Source organism: Dietzia alimentaria 72 (assembly GCF_000226215.1).
Taxonomy (GTDB): Bacteria; Actinomycetota; Actinomycetes; order Mycobacteriales; family Mycobacteriaceae; genus Dietzia; species Dietzia alimentaria.
Map to the genome: position 1 here is coordinate 135,500 of NZ_AGFF01000025.1, position 22,634 is coordinate 158,133.

The window sequence follows — 22,634 nt, forward strand, 5'->3', positions numbered from 1 at the left end:
GATCCGTCGTGATTCGATATTGACATCACCTGATGTCCGATTGCTATTGTGTGGTGACTCACAGGAGGAATCGAATGGTTGACGCAATGGACACCAGTACCTGGCCACTCGACGTCGCGGTGATCGGCGCCGGTTTCGGCGGTCTGTGCACCGCCAAACGTCTACTGGACGAGGGGCTTTCGAACTTCCTCGTCTTTGACCGGTCCTCCCGCGTGGGTGGGACCTGGGAAGCGAACTCCTACCCGGGAGCGCAGTGCGACATCCCGTCCGTGCTCTATTCCTTCTCGTTCGCCCCGAAGTCCGACTGGTCGAGGCTGTACCCGCTCCAGCCGGAACTCGAGGAATATCTGCAGTCGGTAGCCCGCGACTTCGGTGTCACGCCCCACCTGCGGCTGGAGCATGACGTGCTCGACCTAACCTGGGATGACAGCGCTCAGCTGTGGACGCTGACCACGTCTCAGGGGTCATGGCGCGCACGCACCGTCGTCGGTGGCTTCGGTCCGTTCAGTGCCCCCGCCACGCCGTCGTTCCCCGGTGTGGAGACCTTCGCCGGCGACGTGCTCCATTCGGCGAAGTGGGATCACAGCGTCGATTGGACCGGCAAGCGGATCGGCGTGGTCGGCACCGGGGCATCCGGCGTGCAGATCATCCCGCGCGCGGCTGAGGCCGGCAGTCACCTCACGGTTTTCCAGCGCACCGCCACGTGGATCATGCCTCACCCGGACCGGCCGATCGGCCCTAGACTGCAGCGACTGTTCGATCGGGTCCCCGCGGTTCAGCGTGGGTTGCGGCTGTCGATCGACCTCGTGCTTGAGGCGATGGTCTACGGCCTGGTGTTCCGCCCCGCGGCACTGAAGGCGATGGAATTCGTCTCCCGTCGCCACATCCGCTCGCAGGTGTCCGACCCGGCCCTGCGGGAGGCCCTCACACCCCCGTTCACCTTCGGTTGTAAACGACCGACCTTCTCCAACGCGTACTACCCGGCATTGGACTCACCCGACACGGACGTGGTGACCTCCTCCATCGACAGGATCGTGCCCGAGGGCGTGCTCACCGCAGACGGTGAGCTCCACCAGCTCGACGTGCTGGTATTGGCCACCGGGTTCGTGATCGCCGGGCACCCATTCTACGAGCGGGTCCACGATGCGAGCGGCCGCAGCATGGCCGAGGCGTTCGAGCCCAGCCCAAAGTGCTACCTCGGCACCGCAGTCCCGGGCTTTCCCAACATGTTCCAGATTCTCGGACCCAATGCGGCGGTTTACACCTCGATGGTCAAGGTCATCGAGGCGCAGGTCGAATACATCATCGACGCCGTCAAGACCCTTCGCGATCAGCGTCTGGGCAGTCTCGATGTCCGCCGCGACGTCGTTGACAACTACATCGAGGAGATCGACGGCAAGCTCGCCGGCTCGGTGTGGAACACCGGCGGGTGTTCCTCGTACTACCTAGACGCCACGGGACGCAATGTCGCATGGTTTCCCGGCTTCAGCCGTCAGTTCGTCGCACGCACCGCGCGACTGGACCCGGACGACTACGTCAGCACGCCCTTGCCGCCGCACATCGCCGACGCGGACCGCGCCGGCCACGAGCAGATGAGGAATCCGCTATGAGCACCTCCCCGACATACGGTGACGACTCCTACACGATCGCCGCTCGCGACGTGCACTTCGAATGGGACGGGATGCCGCTCCACTACATCCCCGGGGCCCCGTTCGCCGTGCACATGTTCAACGCGATGCACCTGGTCCTGCCGGAGGGCGAGCGGGCGATGAGCGAGGCTCTGGCCGACGCCCTACCCACGATCGAAGACGAGCGACTGGCCGAGGAGGTCCGCGGGTTCATCGGCCAGGAGACTGTCCACGCCGACTCCCACCGCGGTGCCCGCGAGTATCTCGCGCAGAAGGGACTGGATTCGGAGACCACCGCCCGCCACATGGAGTGGATGGTCGACAAGGTCCTGGGTTACCACAAGCTGCGCGGGCGTGCCCGGAAGCTGTGGCTGGCCGAGCGGTTGGGGCTGTTCGCCGCCATGGAGCACTACACCGCGGTGGTAGGCGAGTGGTTCCTCACCGACGGTGGCCTGGAACGAAACAACACGTATCCGGCCATGCTCGACCTGCTCAAGTGGCACGGTGCCGAGGAGGTCGAACACCGCGCGGTGGTGTTCGACGCGTTCCAGTACGTCGACGGCAGCTATGCACGCCGGGTCAGGACCGCTCTGGTAGCCAGCGCGATCCTGCTCCTGCTGTTCTTCTCGACCGCGCGCAAGCTCTACCGTTCGGACCCGGAACTGCCCGCCAATCGCAAGCACTGGCTCTGGGCCATGCGGGCCGACCTGCGCGCGGGGGCGTTGCCGTCCATGCGCTTCTTCTTCACCGAACTGCCCGTGTACCTCAGCCGTGACTTCGACCCGCGGACGACCGGGGACATGGACGCGGCCATCCGATACCTCGCCGAGTCCCCGGCGGTGCACCACAACGAGACCGCGGCCGCACGCGCCGACCTGGCATCCGAGGACCCGGATGCCCCGGCTCGCCAGCTGCTCGAGACAGCCAACGAGCACACCTCCGCGAATCCGGAGGCCGCACAGTGACCACGATGAAATCCGCGAAAACCGGCGCCACCGGCGGGGACCTGACCCCCGGGATGCGCCTCTTCGGCGCGGCGGCCACCGCGTACCGCGCGGCAGTCGCCGGCAATCCGCTGGCACAACGGCTCGCCAGGCCGGATCCCGTCAGGCCCTCCGGGTACGACATCGACGTCGTCGTCGACAGTTCCACGGTCATCGCCGAGGACATCCGTGGGATCAGCCTCCGCCGGGCCGACGGCGAGTCGTTCGCCACGTGGCGGCCCGGGTCGCACATCGACGTCTTCCTGCCGACCGGGATGCAGCGGAGCTACTCCCTCTGTGGCGATCCCACCGACCGTGGCAGCTATCGAATCTCAGTCCGCCGACTGCCCGCCGGGGACGGCGGCTCACTCGCGATGCACGAACTCCGCCCTGGCGACACCCTGCGCATCAGGGGGCCGCGGAACGCCTTTCCCTTCCACACCGCGCCCTCCTACCTGTTCGTCGCGGGCGGCATTGGTATCACCGCGATCCTGCCGATGGTGCGGGCGGCGGAGGCGGCCGGTGCCCGGTGGCGCATGGTCTATCTCGGCCGCAGTCGCGACTCCATGGCGTACCTCGACGAACTCGCGGAGCTCGCAGCGAACAGTGCCACCGGCACCGTCGTCGTCGAACCCGACGACGAACGCGGACGCCCGGACATCGTGCGAACGTTGGCCACAGCCGAGCCCGGCGCCGCCGTGTATATGTGCGGACCACCGGCGATGATGACGACCGCGCGGGGCATCATCGGGTTCATCAACCCGACGGCCACCCTGCATACCGAACGCTTCTCGCCGACACCGGTGCGCGGTGGCCACGAGTTCACTGTTCTGGTGCCCGGGCTGTCCAAGGCCATTGACGTAGGCCCCGACGAGACCACCCTCGACGCGCTGCGTCGCGAGATCCCAGGCGTGGCCTACTCCTGCCGGCAAGGATTCTGCGGATCCTGCCGCGTGGGCGTGATCCAGGGCGAGGTGGACCACCGCGATCGTCACCTCACGGCACAGGAACGCGAACGCAACATGATGCCGTGCGTCTCACGAGCCGCCGGCTCCACATTGACGCTCGACCTCTCCTCCGAACTGCACAGAAGCCAGGACACGCGATGACCACATACGAGCAACCCACGACCACCGCGGCGAGCACCCCGGAGGCGTCGATCCACGAGGCCGTCGCCGTGGCCCGAGCGGCCCAACCGGCGTGGAAGGAGCTGGGATTCGACGGCCGACGCCGAGCCCTGGATGCCTGGCGCGCCGATCTCGCGGCCTCCGCTCACGCCCTGGCCGAGATCGTCAGCGAGGAGATGGGAAAACCTCCGGCGGAGGCGATGTTTGAGATCATCATGTCCCTGGAGCACCTGCGCTGGTACGCCTCCAACGCGAACCGCGTCCTGCGCCGGCGGACCGTCCGACCGTCGCTGCTCACCGCCAATGTGCGGGCCACCGTCGAGTACCTCCCGTACGGAGTGGTGGGCGTGATCGGCCCGTGGAACTATCCGGTCTTCACCCCGATGGGATCGATCGCCGCGGCGCTGGCGGCCGGGAACACCGTCGTGTTCAAGCCGAGTGAATGGACTCCGCGCACTGGCGAGTTCCTGGCGATGTCGTTCGCCCGGGCGACCGGCCGCGCCGACGCCGTTCGTTGCGTCACCGGCGACGGCCGCACGGGCGCCGAGCTGTGCCGGGCGGACGTGAACAAGATCGGCTTCACCGGTTCGACCGCGACGGGCGCCAAGGTCATGGAGGCCTGTGCGCAGAACCTCACTCCGGTCCTGATGGAGTGCGGCGGCAAAGATGCGCTCATCGTGGACGCCGACGCCGACATCCCACGCGCGGTCGACGCCGCGGTCTGGGGCGCGATGTCCAATGCCGGGCAGACCTGCCTCGGGGTCGAGCGGGTCTACGTCCACGAGGCGGTCGCTGACGAGTTCGAGCGCCTCGTCGCGGACGCGGTGTCCCGGCTCCACGCGGCGGACGATCCGACCGCACCGCTGGGGCGCATCACCATGCCCTCGCAGGTCAAGGTCATCGCACGCCACGTGGCAGATGCACTGGCCGCCGGGGCCCGGGTCGTGGCCGGGGATCCGTCCGCCACCGAAGGCCAGGTCGTGCAGCCGTTGGTGCTGGCCGACGTGCCGGAGGACAACTCGGCGGTCACCGAGGAGACCTTCGGGCCCACGATGACGATCCGCCGGGTCACGTCCATGGACGAGGCCGTGGAGCTGGCCGAGGCCGGCCGGTATGCGCTCGGGTTGACGGTGTTCTCCCGCCGGAACGGCCGCGCCATCGCGGACCGCATCACCAGCGGGAACGTGACGATCAACGGGTACGTGATGCATGCCGCCGTGCCGTCGCTCCCGCTGGGCGGCGTGGGTGACTCCGGTTTCGGCCGGGTCCACGGCGCGGACGGACTCCGCGAGTTCGCCTACGCACGTTCCAGCGCCGAGGTCCTGGTTCCGGTGCCGATCCCACTGACCTCCTTCAGCCGGGGAGACAAGGTCAACGCTCTGGTATCCGGCCTGGTCTCGCAGGTTCACGGTCGCGCAGGAGCCCTGCGGTCGCGTCGGCGGAACCGCCGATGAGCCGCCGTTGGAACTCCGACCGGGTGGTGCTGATCACCGGCGCCGCCGGCGGCATCGGATCAGCCCTGGCTGAGCGATTCGTCACTGCCGGAGACCGGGTGGTGCTCCTCGACCGTGACCTCGCCGCGGTAAAGGAGTTGGCCGCCCGCCTGGGCACCGAGCGCGCCCTCCCGGTGATCGCCGATGTGTGTGACCCGGAGACCCTGACCGAAGCCGTCGAGCAGGCGGTGGCCTCGTTCGGTGGCCTGGACGTGGTGGTGGCCAACGCGGGTATCACCCCGCCGGCCGGGACGATCCGGTCCATGAACACCGCGACGGTGCAGCGGGTGCTCGACGTCAACGTCATGGGGGTGTTCCACACCGCCCGGGCCACGATGGACGAACTCGCTCGCAGCGGTGGCCACCTCCACATCTCCGGTTCGTGCTCGGCGTTCATGCCCGGTGCAGGCGGCGCTCCGTACATGATGTCCAAGGCGGCGGTCGAACAACTCGCCCGCGCACTCCGGCTCGAGGTCGCTGACCTCGGTGTCACGGTGGGGTTGAGCCTGCTGGGCATCATCAACACCACGCTGGCGTCGGCGACGCTCGACGACGACCCCTTCGGTCGCGCGCTGGACGCCATGATGCCCGGCCCACTGCGGCGCCGACTTCCAGCCGACGACGCCGCAGCCGCGATGGTCGACCAGATCTCCCGCCGACGAGCGCGTCAGGTCATCCCCAGGACATGGTCACCATTGCAACTAGGACGCGGCGCGCTCCCCGCGATGGACCATCTGCTCGTCCGGAACACACGCCTGCGCACGATGCTGGCCGATCTGGATACCCGCGCCACCCCGACGCCAACACCCCGTTGACCTCGCGTCATCCAACCCCAAGAAAACCCCCCAGGAGAGAAACGAAATGTCAGAACTGACGATCGCCCCCCAGGCTGTTCCCGAGAACGCCACCCCCCACGCCTCCGACGGAGCGACCACGCTCGGCGAGGCGTTCCAGCAGGTGCTCGCCTCCCGTCCGGACGCGACCGCGTTGCGCACGGTGGGCGGAGCCACCACCATCACCTTCTCGCAGTTGAACGACAGCGTCCTGCAGCACGCCCGCGGGCTGCACGCCTTGGGCCTGCGCCGAGGCGACACCATCGCCCTGATGATGTCCAACCGCGTGGAGTTCTACCCGATCGACATCGCCGCGCAGCACATCGGGGTGACGGCGTTCTCCATCTACAACACCCTCCCGGTGGCCGAGATCAACCACGTGCTGGACAACTCCCGCGCCGACGCGGTGTTCTGCGAGGCACAGTACGTCCAGCGCATCGTCGACTCCGGTGTCGCACCCCGGCACATCGTGGTCGTCGACGCCGACGCATCCGACGCCCCGGCGGGATCCACCGCGCTGACGGCATTCCTCGAAGGCGGCAGCGCCGACTTCGACGTGCTGGCCGCCTCCCGCGAGGTCTCGACCGACGACGTGGCCACCATGATCTACACCTCAGGCACGACCGGCCCCTCCAAGGGCGTCGAGGCCACACACGCGGCACTGCTCGCAGAGAGCCGGGCGGTCGCCGACGTGCTCGGTGTCCGGGATGGAGACCGGATCACCTCCTTTATGCCGTCCGCGCATATCGCGGACCGCCTCACCGCGCTGTACTGGCTGGTGATCTTCGGTCTCGAGGTCACCGTGGTGGCGGAGCCCTCGCAGATCGCGGCGGCCATCCCCGACTGCCGGCCCACCATCTGGGGAGCGGTGCCCCGCGTCTGGGAGAAGCTCAAGGCCGCGGTCGAGGTGAGCATCGACCGTGAGCCTGACGAGCAGAAGAAGGGCGCCATGACCTGGGCGTTTGACGTCGCTGCGCGCCGCGTTGCGCTGCTGCGTGCGGGAGAGACGGTCCCGGCAGAGCTCGAAGAGGAGTTCGCCAAGGCGGACGCCATGGTGCTTTCCGCGGTCCGCGAGAAGCTCGGATTCGGTGAGACCCGGTGGGCCATGTCGGGGGCAGCTCCGATCTCCGCCGATACGCTCGCGTTCTTCACCGGTCTGGGCCTGAAGATCTCCGAGATCTGGGGCCAGTCCGAGTGCACCTGTATCGCCACGTGTGGTTTCGGGGGTCCCGAGAAGCTCGGAACCGTCGGCCAGGCTATTCCGGGTGTCGACCTGGCGTTGGCCGACGACGGCGAGATCCTGCTGCGCGGCGACATCCTGATGAAGCAGTACCGCGGGGAGCCCCAGAAGACCGCGGACGCCTTCACCGAGGACGGCTGGCTCAAGACCGGCGATATCGGGACGGTCGACGAGGACGGATTCGTCAAGATCATCGACCGCAAGAAGGAACTCATCATCAACGCCAGCGGCAAGAACATGTCGCCGGTGAAGATCGAGAAGACGATCGGATCCAAGTCCAACCTCATCGGTGAAGTCGTGGCCCAGGGCGACGGCAGGCCCTACAACGTCGGACTAGTTGCCCTGGATGCGGAGGTCATGGCCGCCGTGGCAGCCAAGCTCGGGGTTGACTACGACGCCGCTGCTCTGGCAAGCCACCCAGAGGTGCGGCGCCAGGTCGCCGAGGCCGTCGCCGAGGGCAACGCCGAGCTCGCCCGCGTCGAGCAGATCCGTCGCTTCTACATCGTGCCCAGCTTCTGGCAGCCCGGTGGCGACGAGCTGACGCTGACGATGAAGATCCGGCGCAAGCCGATCGCCGAGCGATACGCTGACGCCATCGACCGGATGTACGACCAGCCGGAGCACGAGGACTTCCTCGAGCCGGCGGCTAGCGTGTCCGCCGCCGTCTGATCGGTCGCAGCGACAGCGCGTGATACCGGGCCCGGGTCCTCGATTCGAGGACCCGGGCCCCACGTCATCCGCCGGAGAGCAGGAACCGCCACACGAGCACGGCTACATACTCGGCCACATCGTCCGCCCCGGCCTGCGGCTGAGCTCCCAGCCAGTCCTGGTAGACGAACGCGGTCGCGCCGAACAACGCCAGTGGATCCCAGCGTCGGGCCAGCTCGACGGTCGCCGCGGTCGACCCCGAGGGGCCCGTATCGGCAGCGGTTCCCGCGTTGTCCTGGTCCTGCCCGGCCACAGCCAGGAGCATCTCCCTGGCATCGGCCATGACGCTGGTGATGCGGCCGACGTGTTCGCGCGCCGCCGGATACAGCTCAGGTGACAGGGAGTGGACGAACATGATCGAGCCACGGCGCTGGTCCCCGGCAACGAAGCGGGTGAAGTTCTGCGCCGCGAGAGCGATGATCCGGCCGGGGTCGTCACCGGCGGAGGCGACAGCCTCGGTCAGCACTCTCTCGGCATCGTCGACCACGCTGGTGAGCAGATCCACGAGCATGGCCTCCCTCGACGGGAAACTCTCGTAGAAGTAGCGTTCGGTCAGACCTGCTCCGCGACACACCCCTCGCATGGTCACCGCCCCGGGTCCCGACTCGGCGAGCAGGGTCAGCCCGGCGTCCAGCAACTTGTCACGACGCTCGGCTTGACGCTCGTCGGCGTCTTTGCCTTTCCAACGTCGTCCGCGATCGGTGCCTACATCCATGGTCTCATGATGTCAGCACGCGACCGTGGCCGTCGCTTCCCGGGCTGTCCACTTCGCGAGGGTGTGCGGTCTTCACTCCGACCCCGGCCAGGGGATGCCCTCCGGCAGGTCGGTCGGAACCCGACCGGGAAATGCCGGCGGACGCTTTTCGAGAAAACTCATGACGCCCTCGATCGCGTCCGGCGAGGTGAGCGCGTGGACGATCAGTGCCGAATCGACCCGGTGCGCGGCCGCCGGCGACGGCTGGTGTGCGAGCTCGCGGAGCATGCGCTTGGTCACCGCCACGGCCACCGGGGCGGTGTTCTCGATGATCTCGCGGGCGATGGCGCGAGCTGCGTCGAGAAGATTTTCCGGCTCATGCAACGAGGAGATCAGGCCGGCTTGCTGGGCCTCCTGCGCCGAGACGCTCCGCCCGGTGAGCATCCACTCACTGGCGCGGGCATGGCCCACCACCTTGGGTAGCCACCAGGCAGACGCCCCCTCTGGGACGATGCCGCGTCGCGCGAAGAGGTAGGCGAAACGTGTCTCGTGCGTGGCGATCCGGATGTCAGCCGGGAGGATGATGGTCCCGCCGGCGCCCACCGCGCGTCCCTGGATAGCCGCGATGATCGGCGTGTTCATCGCCGCCATCTCCCGGGTGCAGCGCCCGGCGGGCTCGACGAAGTCCGGGTGGGCGGGCGAGTCCACGGACGGTGCGCCGTCCTCGGCGCTGTCCTCGGCCGCCTCGAAGCCCCCGGCAGACAGGTCCGCTCCCACGCAGAAGTGGTCGCCCCGCGCGCCGAGGATCACCACGCGTACGTTCTCGTCGGCCTCCGCGATCCGCATGGCTGAGCCGAGTTCATGGCCCATCCGGATGGTGTAACCGTTGCGCGCCTCCGGCCGGTCGAGAAGGACCGTGGCGATGCCGTCGGAGACCTCGTAGCTGATATCGGTGAACTGCTCTGGCGCGATCGTCATGCGCTCGCCTGAAGGCTGGGACGGGGGATTCATACCTAGAGCATCCTCTGGTATTTACGTAGTGTCAATAGTTGTGCCGTACTCACTTTTCCGCACCTGAACGGATCCACCACCCGCACCGAGGAGTCCTAACCCCATGGCTGACGCCTTCGTCTATGACGCTCTCCGAACCCCGCGCGGCCGGGGTAAGGCGACCGGCTCACTGCACACCATCAAACCCATCTCGCTGACCGTCGGACTGGTCGACGCGCTGCGCCGCCGCAACGCGGAGCTCGACACCGACAGGATCGACGACATCGTGCTCGGCGTCGTCACCCCCGTGGGCGACCAGGGTAGTGACATCGCCAAGACCACCGCCCTGCGTGCGGGACTACCGGACACCGTCGCCGGGGTCCAGCTCAACCGGTTCTGCGCCTCCGGGTTGGAGGCGGTCAACACCGCGGCACAGGAGGTCTCGACCGGCTGGGACGACCTGATCATCGCCGGTGGCGTGGAGTCGATGTCACGCGTCCCGATCACCTCCGACGGTGGAGCCTGGGCCATGGACCCGGACACCAACTACGCCACCCACTTCATCCCGCAGGGCGTCTCGGCCGATCTCATCGCCACTCTCGAGGGCTTCACCCGCGAGGATGTGGACCGGTACGCGGTGCGCTCACAAGCCAACGCGAAGCGCGCGTGGGACGAGGGCCGGTTCGCCGGCTCCATCGAGGCAGTCTACGACATGAACGGTCAGCTCGTGCTGGACCATGACGAGCACATGCGCCCGGACACAACGGTCGAGTCCCTCTCCGGGATGCGTCCGGCCTTCGCCGCGCTCGGCCAGCAGGCCGGATTCGACGCCGTGGCGCTACAGAAGTACACGAGCGTCGAGCGCATCGACCACGTTCACCACGCCGGCAACTCCTCCGGGATCGTCGACGGCGCCGCGCTCGTCCTGATCGGCAACGAGAGCGCGGGCCGGGACCTCGGTCTGACGCCCCGCGCCCGCATCGTCGGTGGCGCCGTGTCTGGCGCGGACTCCACCCTCATGCTTACCGGCCCGGCACCGGCCGCACGGAAGGCCCTCAAGCGCGCGGGACTGACCATCGACGACATGGACCTGGTGGAGATCAACGAGGCCTTCGCCTCGGTCGTGCTGCGCTTCCAGCGCGACCTCGGCATCCGGGACGAGGTGCTCAACGTCAACGGCGGCGCGATCGCCATGGGGCATCCCCTCGGAGCGACCGGCGCGATGCTCGTCGGCACCGTGGTGGACGAACTTGAACGCACCGGGGGTCGCTACGGCCTGATCAGCCTGTGCGTGGGCGGCGGCATGGGTATCGCCACCATCGTCGAACGTCTCTGACCTCTCCCACCTCCACACCCCCCACGCTGCGAAAGGCTCCACCACATGTCTGACACCATCCGCTGGGAGAACGACCCGGAATCCGGCATCGTCACCCTGGTCATGGACGATCCCGACGCCTCCGCTAACACTATGAACGACGCCTATGTCCGATCCATGGGTGCGATCGTGGATCGGCTCGAAGCCGAGCGCGAGAAGATCACCGGCGTCATCCTCACCTCGGCCAAGCCCACGTTCTTCGCCGGGGGCAACCTCGACGACCTGATGAACGCCGGGCCGGACGACCGTGCCCGCATCGACGAATTCATCACCACCATCAAGGATCAGCTCCGTCGGCTGGAGAAGCTCGGCAAGCCCGTCGTGGCCGTCATCGCCGGCGCCGCCCTCGGCGGCGGGCTTGAGATCGCGCTGGCCTGCCACCACCGGATCGCGGTGGACGCCAAGGGCGTCGCGGTGGGGCTGCCCGAGGTCGGCCTCGGTCTCCTGCCGGGCGGCGGCGGGCTCACCAGGACCGTCCGCATGCTCGGTTTGAATACCGCCCTGCAGAAGGTCCTGCTCACCGGCGCGAAGTTCGCCCCTGCCAAGTCGCTGAAGACGGGCCTGGTGGACAACGTCGTCCCCGACGTCGAGAGCGCCCTCACCGCGGCGAGGGAGTGGATCGACGCCAACCCGGAGGCAGTGCAGCCGTGGGACACCAAGGGGTTCCGCATCCCCGGCGGGACGCCCGCCTCCCCGGGCTTGGCCGCGGTGCTTCCGGCGCTCCCGGCGACCATCCGCAAGCAGACTAACGGCTCACCGGCACCGGCGCCGCGAAGCATCATCTCGGCCGCGGTCGAGGGCAGTCAGGTCGACCTCGACTCCGCCCTACGGATCGAGTCCCGCTATCTGGTCGACCTCGCGTGCGGTCAGATCTCGACCAACATGATCAAGGCACTGTTCTTCGACATGAATCACGTGTCCAAGGGCGGTGCGCGACCTGAAGGGGTGGAGCGGTTCACGGCCCAGAAGGTCGCCGTCGTGGGCGCCGGCATGATGGGCGCCGGGATCGCCTACTGCGCTGCGGTGTCCGGTGCTCAGGTCCTGCTCAAGGACATGTCGCTGGAGAACGCTGAGAAGGGTAAGGCCTACTCGCAGAAGATTCTGGACAAGGCGGTCGAGCGCGGAAAGCGGACGCCGGAGCAGCGCGACGAGATCCTCGCGCGCATCACCCCGACCACCGAGGATTCGGACCTCGCGGGCTGCGACGCGGTCATCGAGGCCGTGTTCGAGGACCCCGAGTTGAAGAAGTCGGTCTTCGCCGGCCGGGAGCCGCATGTCAACCCCGATGCGCTCCTGGGTACCAACACCTCCACCCTGCCCATCACCCAACTTGCCGAGGGCGTGACGCGCCCCGCGGACTTCATCGGTCTGCACTTCTTCTCGCCCGTCGACAAGATGCAACTGCTGGAGATCGTGGTGGGCGAGGCCACCTCCCAGGAGACCATCGCGCGCGCGATCGACCTGGCGCTGCAGATCCGCAAGGTGCCGATCGTGGTGCAGGATTCCCGTGGGTTCTTCACCAGCCGGGTGATCGGTCGATTCCTCGACGAGGCGGTGGCCATGGTCGGGGAAGGCGTTCCGGCGTCGACGGTCGAGCAGGCAGCGCTGCAGGCCGGGTACCCGGCCGGTCCGCTGGCGCTGATGGACGAGCTCACGCTGACGCTTCCGCGGAAGATTCGTGAGGAGACCAAGGCCGGAGTCATCCGTGACGGCGGGAGCTGGGTGACCCATCCCGCCGAGCAGGTCGTGGATTCGATGATCGACGACTTCGATCGCAAGGGACGCTCCACCGGAGCGGGTTTCTACGTCTATAGCGACGGGGCCCGCGACGGTCTATGGCCAGGCCTGGCCGAGCACTTCGGCAACTCCACGGAGCTGCCGCTGGAGGATCTGCAGGACCGGATGCTCTTCGCCGAGGCCATGGACTCGTTCAACTGCCTCACCGAGGGGGTGCTGCGGTCGGTCGCCGATGCGAACGTGGGGTCGATCCTCGGTATCGGATTCCCGGCGTGGACGGGTGGAGTCCTGCAGTTCATCGACGGCTACCCCGGCGGACTGTCCGCCTTCGTGGACCGCGCCCGTGAACTCGCCGAGCGGTTCGGGGAGCGCTTCTTGCCCCCGACCGAGTTGGTCGAGCTGGCCGGCCGCGGCGGCACCGTCGTGACGTACGCCGAGTCGCTAGCCAGCGGGGACCACCAGCTCGTGAGCAGCTAGATGCCAGAAGCCGCCCACCGCAGAAAATCGGTTGGCGGCCCGAGGGGCCGGGTCATCTCGTCGAAGAGGGCCCGGCCTCTGTCGCTGCGCGGTAGTCACTGTCGACGAGCGACAGGATGGTCGACATGGTGGCGACCAGCAGCGCGCGGAGCTGATCGCGGTCGAGGGTCCCGTCCACGAGCCATTGGCGGCTGCCGCTTTTGAACATGGCACCAAAGGCGACGGTCATGGCGTGCAGTGTCGAGGAACTCGAGGAGTCCAGGTCTGGGGCTACTGCTTTGATGAGCCTGGTCGCGGCCACCTCGTCGGCCTCGCGGAGCACGTCGCGGACATCGCCCATCCCGGCCACGTCCTCGCCCACGACGACCCGCAGCCACAGGCCGCGGTGCCGCTCCGCCTGGTGGAGCCACTGGCTCACCACGGCGTCGATCCGCTCCGGGACCGACGTGTAGCCCTCGAGCGCCGCCGAATCGAACTCGGGGACGAACAAAAAGCGCCGGATGACCTCGATGTACAGCGGGCGTTTACCGCCGAAGTAATGGTTGACCAGAGGCCGCCGTACCCCGGCGGCGTCGGCGATCTCACCCACGGAGACCTCGGAGTAGGGGCGCTCGCCGAACAGCCGGATCGCGCAGCCGAGAATCTGCTCGCGGCGGTCCTCCGGCCGCAGTCTGGGGGCGCGCTGGTAGTCCGGGTCCATTCCGCCGAGCTTATCGCCCGGTACGCCCGTGCAGGAGGAAGTCTCCAGCCGTTCGCAGGGCTTCACGAGCCTCGGGGACGATCCCGTCGAGGAGCTGGAAGCAGTGCATCTGCCCCGGCCAACGGTGAACGCTCAGACTGTGCCCGGCGGCGCGGACCCGCTCGGCGTACCCGTCGACCATGTGTCGGGTGAAGTCCCGGCCGCCGATCAACACGATGGTCTCGGTGTCCGGTGGGGGGAGCGGCGCACTCCTGGTCACCGCGCCGCCGAGCTCGCCGAGGAAGAGGTCCCGGCTCGTCGTGGCCACCGCGTCGGGCATCAACGGGTCGTCGTCGGCAGGTGGGCGCGCATCGAGATCGAGCCACGGGCTCAGCAGTACGGTCCGGCGCGGTGCGGGCGCGCCCTCGTTCACCGCCGCCTCGACGGCGGTGAGTAGCAGCCAGGCTCCCGCGGAGTCTGCGACCACGTCGATGGGCCCACCGCGGGCGGACTCGACCATCCGCCGATACGCTGCGACGACATCATCGACCGCTGCAGGGAAGGGGTGCTCGGGCGCGAGCCGGTACCGCGGGAGACATACCTGGGCATCTGCCAACATCGCCAGCACCGACGCCGCCCGCCCGTGGGTCCGATCGGAGCCGGCGAGGAACCCGCCACCGTGGATGAAGAGCACGTGGCCGGCTGCGGAGTCAGCCCCGAACCGCGCACCGCCGCCCGGCAGGGCGACGGGGCGGCTCAGCGGGCGTAGCACTGCCGCGCCCACCGCATCGGACATCGTCCGCACGGTACGGAGAGCCCCCGGGGTGACCGGCGTGTGTTCGAGGGCGGGCCGAATCGCGCGCTGGGTGGCCGCGGTCAGAGCCCGTGACCGCCGAGAGGGCCGGTCCCGCGTCCTCGCCGAGGCCACGAGGAGACGTGCGATGACGTCGATCGTGGTGCGCATGAGCGTTCGGACCGGTACCCCGAGCGCCGGGTGGGGGACGGTGAACACGGCCGACCAGCGCAGGATGCCGCCGCCGGCGGGTGACGGGACCACCTCGACGCGGGCGAGATAGTCCCGCATGGGCCACAGCGGCTCCATGGAGTACACGTGGTGTGATCCCGGGAAGTACTCCTCGGTCTGTTCGCGCAGAGTCAGTGGACCCAGGGTGAGCTCACGGACAGCCCCGACTTCGTTGCCGTCCGACGCCACGATCTCTGAGGTCGCCGGTTCTGTATCCGCCGGCGCGGGGCGGAACCGTCCGAAGAGCGGTCCCGCCCACTCGGGCCACCGCTGCGCCCGGGCTTCCCGCTCGAGGAGTTCAGCGGCGTCGCCGTCGAACGATCGCTCAACCGAGAACCGGACATCGTGTCGCGCCATGGCAGCCCTTTCGCCGTACCGTCTGTTCTGGATCGTCGCTTCGACCTATCAGAGCGTGCGGCCGATGAGTTCCTTCATGATCTCGTTGGTGCCGCCGTAGATCTTCTGCACGCGAGCGGCCGCGTAGGCACGGGCGATGGGGTACTCCATCATGTAGCCGTACCCGCCGAAGAGCTGCAGGCACTGGTCCACGACTCGGCACTGCATCTCGGTGGTCCACAGCTTGACCATCGATGCCGTGGTGGGGTCCAGTCGCCCCTCGTCCGCCATCACCATGGCCGCGTCGCACATGGCGCGACCGGCGTAGGCATCGGCCTTGTTCTGGGCCAGGACGTGGCGGGTGTTCTGGAAGTCGGCGACGGGCCGGCCGAACGCGTTGCGCTCGCGGGTGTAGTCGATGGCCTCGAGGACCGCGAACTCCGCGGCGGCGGCCGCGGTGCAGCCGATGATGAGTCGCTCGCGACCCAGCTGCTGCATGAGCTGCACGAAACCCTGGTTTTCCTGCTCACCCAGCAGCGCGGAGACGGGGACCCGGCAGTCGTCAAAGAACAGCTTGCGGGTGTCCTGGCCGTGCATGCCCAGCTTGTTCAGGACGCGGCCCCGGTCGAAGCCGGCGAGGTCGCGGGTGTCCAGGACCAGGATGGAGATGCCCTTGCCCTTGGCGGACGGGTCGGTCTTGCAGACCAGCAGGAGCAGGTCGCAGTGCGAGCCATTGGTGATGAAGGTCTTGGAGCCGTTGATCACGTACTCGTCGCCCTCACGCTGGGCGGTGGTGCGGATCGACTGGAGGTCGGAACCGGTGGACGGCTCTGTCATGGCGATCGCGCCCACCATCTCACCGGAGGCCAGCTTCGGCAGGTAGTGCTTCTTCTGCTCCTCGGTGCCGAACTGGAGCAGGTAGTGGGGCACGATCGTGGAGCCCACGCTGTAGCCGAACGCGTTGTCCCCGGCCAGCGTGAAAGCGTGCTGCACCACGGCCTCGTGACTGAACGTCCCGCCGCCGCCTCCGTACTCCTCGGGGATGTCCGCGCACAGTAGTCCGGCGGCGCCCGCGGCGTTCCACAGTTCGCGGTCGACCTGCTTGTTCTCCGCCCAGCGTTCCTGGTGCGGAGCGATCTCGCGCATCGCGAACTCGAAGGCGTGGTCGCGGAGCATCAGACGCTCCTCGGTCATCCACGGCGCGTTGTGATCTGCGAATAGTGTGCGCATTCCGGGTCCTCCCGGGGCGTGTGCCGCCCATAGTGACATCGGGTGATGTCAGTGTAGCGGCGGCGCCTCGGATCCGTGTGGTGGGCGCCACTATGTAGCTCATTTTCGGCCCGCTCAGATTCGCGCTGGGGATCGCGCACGATAGCTCGACTTTGGGGGAGGGGTCCGCTGGAGGCGCGGGTTCGGGGAGGATCGGGGCCATGCAGCCAGAACACACGCCAACGTTCACCGAACTCACCGAGGGGCGGATCGTCCCGCCCATGGCCGCCCGTCCGGGCCCGGACCTCGCCGCGGCGGGGTACACGGAGTCGGAGTGGGCCGCGTCGGGTGAGGCGGTGTCGTACTCGGTCGGTGAGCTGCCCGCCGACGGTCGGATCACTTTGGCCGAGGCAGACTCCGCACCGTTCTCCACCCGCGTGGTGGTCCGCCGCCCCGAGGCGGAGAGCTTCAGTGGCGTGGTGCTGGTGGAGTGGCTCAACGTCAGCGGGGGCCAGGACGCCGCACCGGAGTACACCTACCTCGCCGACGAGATCCTTCGAGCAGGCCATGCGTGGATCGGTGTATCGGCGCAGTTCATCGCCGTGGAGGGCGGCGACGCGGCCATCGGGATGGGCGGCCAGACCATCGGCCTGCGCGAACAACGCCGGGAGCGCTACGGCGACCTCCATCACCCCGGTGACGCCTACGCCTACGACATCGTCACGCAGCTCGGCCGCTCCTGCCGGGGCGCCCACGAGGACGGCCCACTGGCGGGGCTTGCGCCGGACACTGTGATCGCGATCGGGGAGTCGCAGTCCGCGATCGCTCTGACCTCATACATCGACGGCGTGCACCCGTTGGCCGGGGTGTTCGACGGCTTTCTGCTGCACAGCCGCGGTGGCGGTGCCCTGCCGTTCGACGACCGCGGACGGGCGGCGAGCATCACCTCCGCGGTCTCGTCCTCGACCCTGCTCCTGCGCGACGACCTCACCACGCCCGTGCTCGTGGTCCAGGCCGAAGGCGATCTGGGTGGACTTCTCGATTCGGCCCGCTCGCGTCAGCCTGACTCGGCTGCCCTCGTCACCTGGGAGGTCGCCGGCCAGGCGCACGCCGACACTTATCAGCTGGGCGAACTCGCAGGTCTGGTCGACTGCGGCGGCGCCATCAACAGTGGCCAGCAGGTCTTCGTCGTCCGGGCCGGGCTACGGCACCTACTCAGGTGGGTGGCCGGCGGGGCACGACCGCCGGCCGCGCGACCGATAGAAATCGACGACGACGGCGAGGTGATCACCGGCGACCTGGTCATCGGCCGCGGAGGCGTGCGGACGCCGGCTGTGGAGGCGCCCGTCGAGACATTGGCTGGTGCCCCGTACCCGCACTCCGCGCCATTCTGCATGCTCCTCGGTCGCACCGAGGAGGTCTCTGAGGAGCAGCTGCGCGAGCGCTGGTCGGGTCGCGAGGACTACCTACGGGCCTACAAAGAAGCCACCGACCGGCTCATCGCCGAGGGCTTTCTGCTGGCCGACGACCGCGCCGAGATTCTCGCCGACGCACGCCCGGAACGAATCACCTGGTGAGGGGGGTGCCGTCGCGGGCCCCGTCGCGTCCGGCACGCTGCGGTTCAGGCGAGTCGGCGGCCCACCATGCCGGCGGCGTCGTCGAGCACTGCTCGGAACAGGGCGTCGTCGCGCTCCTCGAGCCAGCTCAGTGCAGCCCCGAACATCAGGGTCATCGCCTGTTCGGCCACCAGTACGACGTCGGTCTCCCATTGCAGGCCCGCTCGCTCGGCTAATCCGCTGAGCATCGTCATCATGATCCGGCGGTACTCCTGGTGAGACTGCACCGAGAGCTCGCGCAGCTCCGCGTCGCGGGCCGCCATGAGCGAGAGCTCGAAGTAGGCGAGCTCCCTGTCGGGATCTGCCAGGACGGAATCCGCGTAGGTCGCAAAGAGTTCGGCCACGGCGGCGGTCACGTCGTCGGGCCCGTGTATCGACCGTTCGAACTGGGTCTGTGCCAGGTCGGACAGGTGGGTCAGGTCCACGCGCAGTACCGAGCGCATCAGCTCGTCCTTCGAGGAGAAGGCGTAATGCACGGACCCGTGAGGCACCCCCGCCTCCCTCGCCAGGGCCCGCGTGGTGAGTGCCCATGCTCCGTCACGCGCCATGATCGTCACTGCGGACTCGGTGAGCTCCCTGCGGCGCTGATCGACCGGTACATGGACGCGGCGCGTCTCAGCCACGGGTCATCGCTCCGTCGGCGGTGCCCGGAATCCCGGCGGACCGCGCGTCCGTGACCTCCCCGGGTCTGGCCCCGGGGACTGCCGTGGTCAGGTCTCGCGTGGCTGCGGAGCGGGCCGGCCCCGCCTCTGAGCGCAGGCCACGCCAGGCCAGTGCCAACGTGATCGCCGCTGCGCCGATGCCGATCGCGGCCACGAGGTCCATACCGGCCAGGAAGGCGGAGTCGGCGATCTCGAGTAGCCGGGCGCCGCCGTCGGGCAGTGTCTTAGCGACTTCGTGGGCGCCGGCCAGGGTCTGGGACGCGGCGTCCGCGGAGCCGGGGTTCATGCCGGGCAGGGAGTCGGTCGCGATCACCTGCCTTGAGTACACGGCCATCCCGGCGGTACCGAGCACGGCGGTGCCCATCGCGCCGCCGAACTCGTACCCGGTCTCGGAGATCGCGGCGGCGGCGCTGGCGCGCTCGCTCGGGGCGGCCGTGAGGATCACGTCGTTTGTGAGGGTCTCGGCCAGGCCCACGCCGATTCCGAACAGGGCCGACAGCAGCGTGAACAGGACCATCGTCTCGGCGGTGTCGAGCCGGGTGCCGATGGCGAACCCGATGATCACGAGGGACAGGCCTGTCATGATCACGGCCTGCACTGAGACCAGCCGCGCCAGGGCCGGGGCCAGCAGGGTGCCGACGACGGCGGCCGCCGCGAGCGGGAGCATCCACAGGCCAGCCTCGGCCGGGCCCATGCCGCGCACGAGCATGAGGTACTGCGGGAGGAAGAACATCAGCCCCATGAACGCGAACACGGAGATGACGTTGATCGAGACAGCTGATGCGAAGGCGAAGTTGCCGAAAAGCGAGAGGTCGATCATGGGGTTCTCGCGGCGGCGCTGACGGGTGACGAACCAGGTCGATGCGGCGATACCGAGGGCCAGGGCGACGAGCATCGTCGCGTCGACTCCCTTGACGCCGGTCTTCACGGCGTAGACCAGGGAGATCATGCCCACGATCGAGAGGATCACGGAGGTCGGGTCGAACGGGCCCGGGTTCGGGTCCTTCGCCTCGGGTAGGAGGAACGGGGCCGTGAGGAGGAACAGTACGATCACCGGCACGTTCAGGAGAAACGCCGAGCCCCACCAGAAATGCTCCAGCAGTAAGCCGCCGACAACGGGGCCGAGGGCTGCGCCCCCCGAGAACGCGGTGGCCCACACCGCGATTGCACTGCGGCGCTCAGTGCGGTCCGGGAATATCGCGCGGATCAAGCCGAGGGTGGAGGGCATGAGGGTGGCGCCGCCGATCCCGAGCAGGGCCCGGCCGACGATCAACATCTCCGGGCTGGAGGCGAAGGCGGCCACGAGAGAGGCGGCACCGAACAGGGGGGCGCCGATCATGAGGATCCGCTTGCGACCGATCCGGTCACCGAGTGAACCCGTGAAGATCAGTAGGCCGGCGAGCAGGAATGAGTAAAGATCGATGATCCAGAGCAGCTGGTTGGATGACGGCTGCAGATCGGCGGACAGCGCCGGCACGGCGATGCCGAGCACGGACATGTCGATCGAGATGAGCAGCACGGTGAGAACGAGGACGAGCAGTGCCGACCAGCGACGTCTTGCGGACACGGATTTCTCTCTGGGCACTGTCGGGCTGCGAGGTGCGTACGCAGTCTCACCGGGGTGGCCCGCACCGCGGCGGAGCCAATCCTGGCATGAAGTTGGCCATCTGGCCAAGTTGCTACCGGACAGATGGCCGAGCTTCCTGGCGCAGCTGCACCGCGATGTCGACCGACGCTCAGTCCGTTGGGTTAATTGGCGCAGTTCGTCGTTGACCGAGGACGGAATGCACCACCAACGCAAGCATGACGGCCGAACAGCACACCACACCGACGCCGAACGCCATGGTGATGCCCGCGTCGGTGGAGTAGGTCGAGCCCGACGGGTGTGCGGCGAGGACGGCTCCCGACAATGCTGCGCCCACCGCGCCGCCGACCGTGCGCAGGACCTGGTTGAAGCTGACGGCGCTGCCGAGTTGATCCACCGCCACACTTCGGGCGATGAGCGCGGGCATGGCGGCGTACCCGGAGCCGATTCCGAGGCCGAAGAGGAACATGCCGATGGCCAGCGTCGAGAAGTCGCTGTGGCGCAGCCACAGCAGCACCGAGGCGAGGGTCATGACCGTGGCGCCGACGGGCAGGAACACGGCGATGTCGTACCGGCGTGACAGTGTGCGCACCACACGATTGGCGAGCAGGCTGCCCACCGAGAGCGGCGCCATCATGAAGCCCGCCCACATCAGCGGTACGGCCAGCCCGAACCCGGTGTCGGCGGGGGCCTGCGCCACGAGGCTCGCGATGGACAGGCCGATATACATGGCGACGCCCAGGCCGATCGCGGTGGCGTTGGCCAGCAGAACCTCGGGTCGGCGGACCACCCGCAGGTTGACCAGCGGGTGCCGTGTCCGGACGCTGTGCATTCCCCAGGTGGTGAGAGCGACGACGGCAACGACCACGGTCACGATCGCCGGCCGAGACCCCCAGCCCCAATTCTGCGCTTCCGAAATCCACAGGAGCAGGGCGGCCAGGCCACCACCGAGAAGGGCCGCCCCTGGCAGGTCGAACGGCGTTCGTGGGGCCAGCGGGTCGGGCCCGCCGGGCACGAATTGCCAGATTCCGGCGGCCGCGGAGGCTACGAAGATGGCCGCGAACGCGAATGCCGCGCGGAGGTCGAATGTCGCGGCCAGGATTCCGGTGAGCGGGTATCCGATGCCCATCCCCACGGACACGGTCACCGAGAGAGTGGATATGGCGGGCTGGGATTCGACGTAGGTCAGGTGCCGTCGCGCGAGTGCGATGGTCACGGGCACCGTCCCGTAAAGCAATCCCTGGAGTCCGCGGCCGATGAGGAACACGGTGAAGTTGGGCGCGATGGTGGCGACAACGGAGCCGACAAAGATCACGCTAAGGCTGGTCAGGAGCAGTTTTCGAGTGTGGGGGCCGTCGGCCAGCCGACCCATGATGGGCGTGGCCACGGCGCCGACCAGCAGGTTGATGGTGAGCATCCACTGCGCGGTGCTCACCGTGACCCCGAATTCCGTAGCCACCGATGGGACCAGCAGCATGCCGAGTGAGCTGACGAGCGAGCTGGTCAGCGCGGCATAAATGAGCGCCTGGATGAACCAGCGGGGTGCGGGCCGACGGTCGGTGGAGGTCACGTCGTCCCCTCGCTGTGTGGCCCGCGCGTCTCCTCGGTGTGCAGTCTGCGCAGGAGCGGGATTGCCTCGGCGAGTGCAGCGCGTTCGCCCGCGTCGAGGTGCTCGGTCACGGCATTTACCAGCCAGTCCTGGCCGGCGGCGCGTTCGGTGTGCAGTCGTTCACGGCCCGGGTCGGTGATGGTGACCAGTGTCCGGCGGCGGTCGGCGGAGTCGGGGCTGCGCGAGACCAGGCTGAGTTCTTCCAGTTCGCGGACCGCGTTGGCCACGGCCTGGTGGCTAATTCGCTCGAGGGTTGCCAGATCCGTGACGGCCAGAGCCCCGTCCTGCTCGAGGTGAGCGAGGATTCCCACCTTCCCGAGGGAGAGCGTCCGGTGCTCGTTGAAGCGGCGCCACAGTGGCCGCAGGGCTTCGCGCAGGTCGGCGGCCAGTGCTGTGGGCTCGGGTGCAGCTGCGTGCGTGGACGTGGGAACGGGGTTGGTCACTCCGCCGATCATACAACCAGATTGCGCAATTTGCTTGCGGGATTGTCCTGGCTGGCGGGGACGACCCCTGATCGCCGGTTCGAACCTCTCGGGCGCCCAGCTGCTCAGCGGCCCCGCAGGCCTGGGAGGCGTTCTGCGGTCAGACCTGCAGCGCATCCTGCTCGAGTCGTGTCATGTCGATGGACA

The 22,634-nt window shown here is 68.2% G+C and carries 18 protein-coding genes; 9 read left to right on the plus strand and 9 right to left on the minus strand.

Translation table 11 applies throughout. The features are described 5' to 3' along the window. Positions 1-74 precede the first annotated feature (74 nt). The 6 genes from ON04_RS14035 to ON04_RS14060 are packed head-to-tail and all read left to right on the plus strand — an operon-like array spanning position 75 to position 7,973. Positions 75-1,610 carry a flavin-containing monooxygenase gene (locus ON04_RS14035; RefSeq protein WP_010542268.1) on the plus strand — a complete coding sequence of 512 codons (1,536 nt, stop codon included), beginning with the start codon at positions 75-77 and terminating at the stop codon, positions 1,608-1,610. Next, positions 1,607-2,593 (plus strand): metal-dependent hydrolase, encoded by a 987-nt coding sequence (locus tag ON04_RS14040; RefSeq protein WP_010542269.1) that lies wholly within the window; start codon positions 1,607-1,609, stop codon positions 2,591-2,593. Before ON04_RS14035 ends, ON04_RS14040 begins: the two co-directional genes overlap by 4 nt. A gap of 5 nt (positions 2,594-2,598) precedes the next feature. Further along, positions 2,599-3,720: a PDR/VanB family oxidoreductase gene (locus tag ON04_RS14045; protein ID WP_033444351.1), complete on the plus strand. Its 1,122-nt coding sequence runs from the start codon at positions 2,599-2,601 to the stop codon at positions 3,718-3,720. Next, entirely contained in the window at positions 3,717-5,192 is a 1,476-nt protein-coding gene (locus ON04_RS14050; protein ID WP_010542271.1) for an aldehyde dehydrogenase family protein, read from the plus strand. The genes ON04_RS14045 and ON04_RS14050 overlap by 4 nt, the downstream gene beginning before the upstream one ends. Continuing rightward, entirely contained in the window at positions 5,189-6,046 is an 858-nt protein-coding gene (locus ON04_RS14055) for a short-chain dehydrogenase/reductase (protein ID WP_010542272.1), read from the plus strand. Before ON04_RS14050 ends, ON04_RS14055 begins: the two co-directional genes overlap by 4 nt. A gap of 46 nt (positions 6,047-6,092) precedes the next feature. Further along, complete coding sequence (locus ON04_RS14060) at positions 6,093-7,973, plus strand: AMP-binding protein (RefSeq protein WP_010542273.1); 1,881 nt, start codon at positions 6,093-6,095, stop codon at positions 7,971-7,973. 64 nt (positions 7,974-8,037) lie between these two features. Here the strand turns inward: ON04_RS14060 and ON04_RS14065 are convergent, their stop codons facing one another. Both ON04_RS14065 and ON04_RS14070 read right to left on the minus strand, forming a co-directional pair. Then, positions 8,038-8,727: a TetR/AcrR family transcriptional regulator gene (locus tag ON04_RS14065; RefSeq protein WP_010542274.1), complete on the minus strand. Its 690-nt coding sequence runs from the start codon at positions 8,725-8,727 to the stop codon at positions 8,038-8,040. Positions 8,728-8,799: 72 nt separating this feature from the next. Next, positions 8,800-9,684 carry an enoyl-CoA hydratase-related protein gene (locus ON04_RS14070; RefSeq protein WP_029458486.1) on the minus strand — a complete coding sequence of 295 codons (885 nt, stop codon included), beginning with the start codon at positions 9,682-9,684 and terminating at the stop codon, positions 8,800-8,802. Between the two features lie 136 nt (positions 9,685-9,820). Here ON04_RS14070 and ON04_RS14075 point away from each other — a divergent pair, with 136 nt between their 5' ends. Together ON04_RS14075 and ON04_RS14080 are read left to right on the plus strand one after the other, a co-directional pair. Then, positions 9,821-11,032: an acetyl-CoA C-acetyltransferase gene (locus tag ON04_RS14075; RefSeq protein ID WP_010542276.1), complete on the plus strand. Its 1,212-nt coding sequence runs from the start codon at positions 9,821-9,823 to the stop codon at positions 11,030-11,032. 45 nt (positions 11,033-11,077) lie between these two features. Then, entirely contained in the window at positions 11,078-13,285 is a 2,208-nt protein-coding gene (locus ON04_RS14080) for a 3-hydroxyacyl-CoA dehydrogenase NAD-binding domain-containing protein (RefSeq protein ID WP_010542277.1), read from the plus strand. A gap of 52 nt (positions 13,286-13,337) precedes the next feature. On the opposite strand, the gene ON04_RS14085 is transcribed toward ON04_RS14080, so the two are convergent. The 3 genes from ON04_RS14085 to ON04_RS14095 are packed head-to-tail and all read right to left on the minus strand — an operon-like array spanning position 13,338 to position 16,554. Further along, on the minus strand, positions 13,338-13,985 hold the full coding sequence (locus ON04_RS14085) for a TetR/AcrR family transcriptional regulator (protein ID WP_010542278.1): 648 nt from the start codon (positions 13,983-13,985) through the stop codon (positions 13,338-13,340). A 10-nt stretch (positions 13,986-13,995) separates the two neighbouring features. Further along, entirely contained in the window at positions 13,996-15,345 is a 1,350-nt protein-coding gene (locus tag ON04_RS14090; RefSeq protein WP_010542279.1) for an alpha/beta hydrolase fold domain-containing protein, read from the minus strand. Positions 15,346-15,393: 48 nt separating this feature from the next. Continuing rightward, entirely contained in the window at positions 15,394-16,554 is a 1,161-nt protein-coding gene (locus tag ON04_RS14095; protein WP_010542280.1) for an acyl-CoA dehydrogenase family protein, read from the minus strand. A gap of 200 nt (positions 16,555-16,754) precedes the next feature. Between ON04_RS14095 and ON04_RS14100 the strand changes: the two genes are divergently transcribed. Next, a complete protein-coding gene (locus ON04_RS14100) occupies positions 16,755-18,110 on the plus strand; it encodes an alpha/beta hydrolase domain-containing protein (protein ID WP_010542281.1) in 1,356 nt (451 codons plus the stop codon). A gap of 44 nt (positions 18,111-18,154) precedes the next feature. Here the strand turns inward: ON04_RS14100 and ON04_RS14105 are convergent, their stop codons facing one another. From ON04_RS14105 to ON04_RS14120, 4 genes are all read right to left on the minus strand, one after another. After that, entirely contained in the window at positions 18,155-18,772 is a 618-nt protein-coding gene (locus ON04_RS14105; protein ID WP_010542282.1) for a TetR/AcrR family transcriptional regulator, read from the minus strand. Beyond that, complete coding sequence (locus ON04_RS14110) at positions 18,765-20,378, minus strand: MFS transporter (protein WP_010542283.1); 1,614 nt, start codon at positions 20,376-20,378, stop codon at positions 18,765-18,767. Before ON04_RS14110 ends, ON04_RS14105 begins: the two co-directional genes overlap by 8 nt. A gap of 169 nt (positions 20,379-20,547) precedes the next feature. Further along, positions 20,548-21,966: an MFS transporter gene (locus tag ON04_RS14115; RefSeq protein ID WP_010542284.1), complete on the minus strand. Its 1,419-nt coding sequence runs from the start codon at positions 21,964-21,966 to the stop codon at positions 20,548-20,550. Beyond that, a complete protein-coding gene (locus ON04_RS14120) occupies positions 21,963-22,448 on the minus strand; it encodes a MarR family winged helix-turn-helix transcriptional regulator (protein ID WP_050815374.1) in 486 nt (161 codons plus the stop codon). Before ON04_RS14120 ends, ON04_RS14115 begins: the two co-directional genes overlap by 4 nt. Positions 22,449-22,634: the final 186 nt, after the last annotated feature.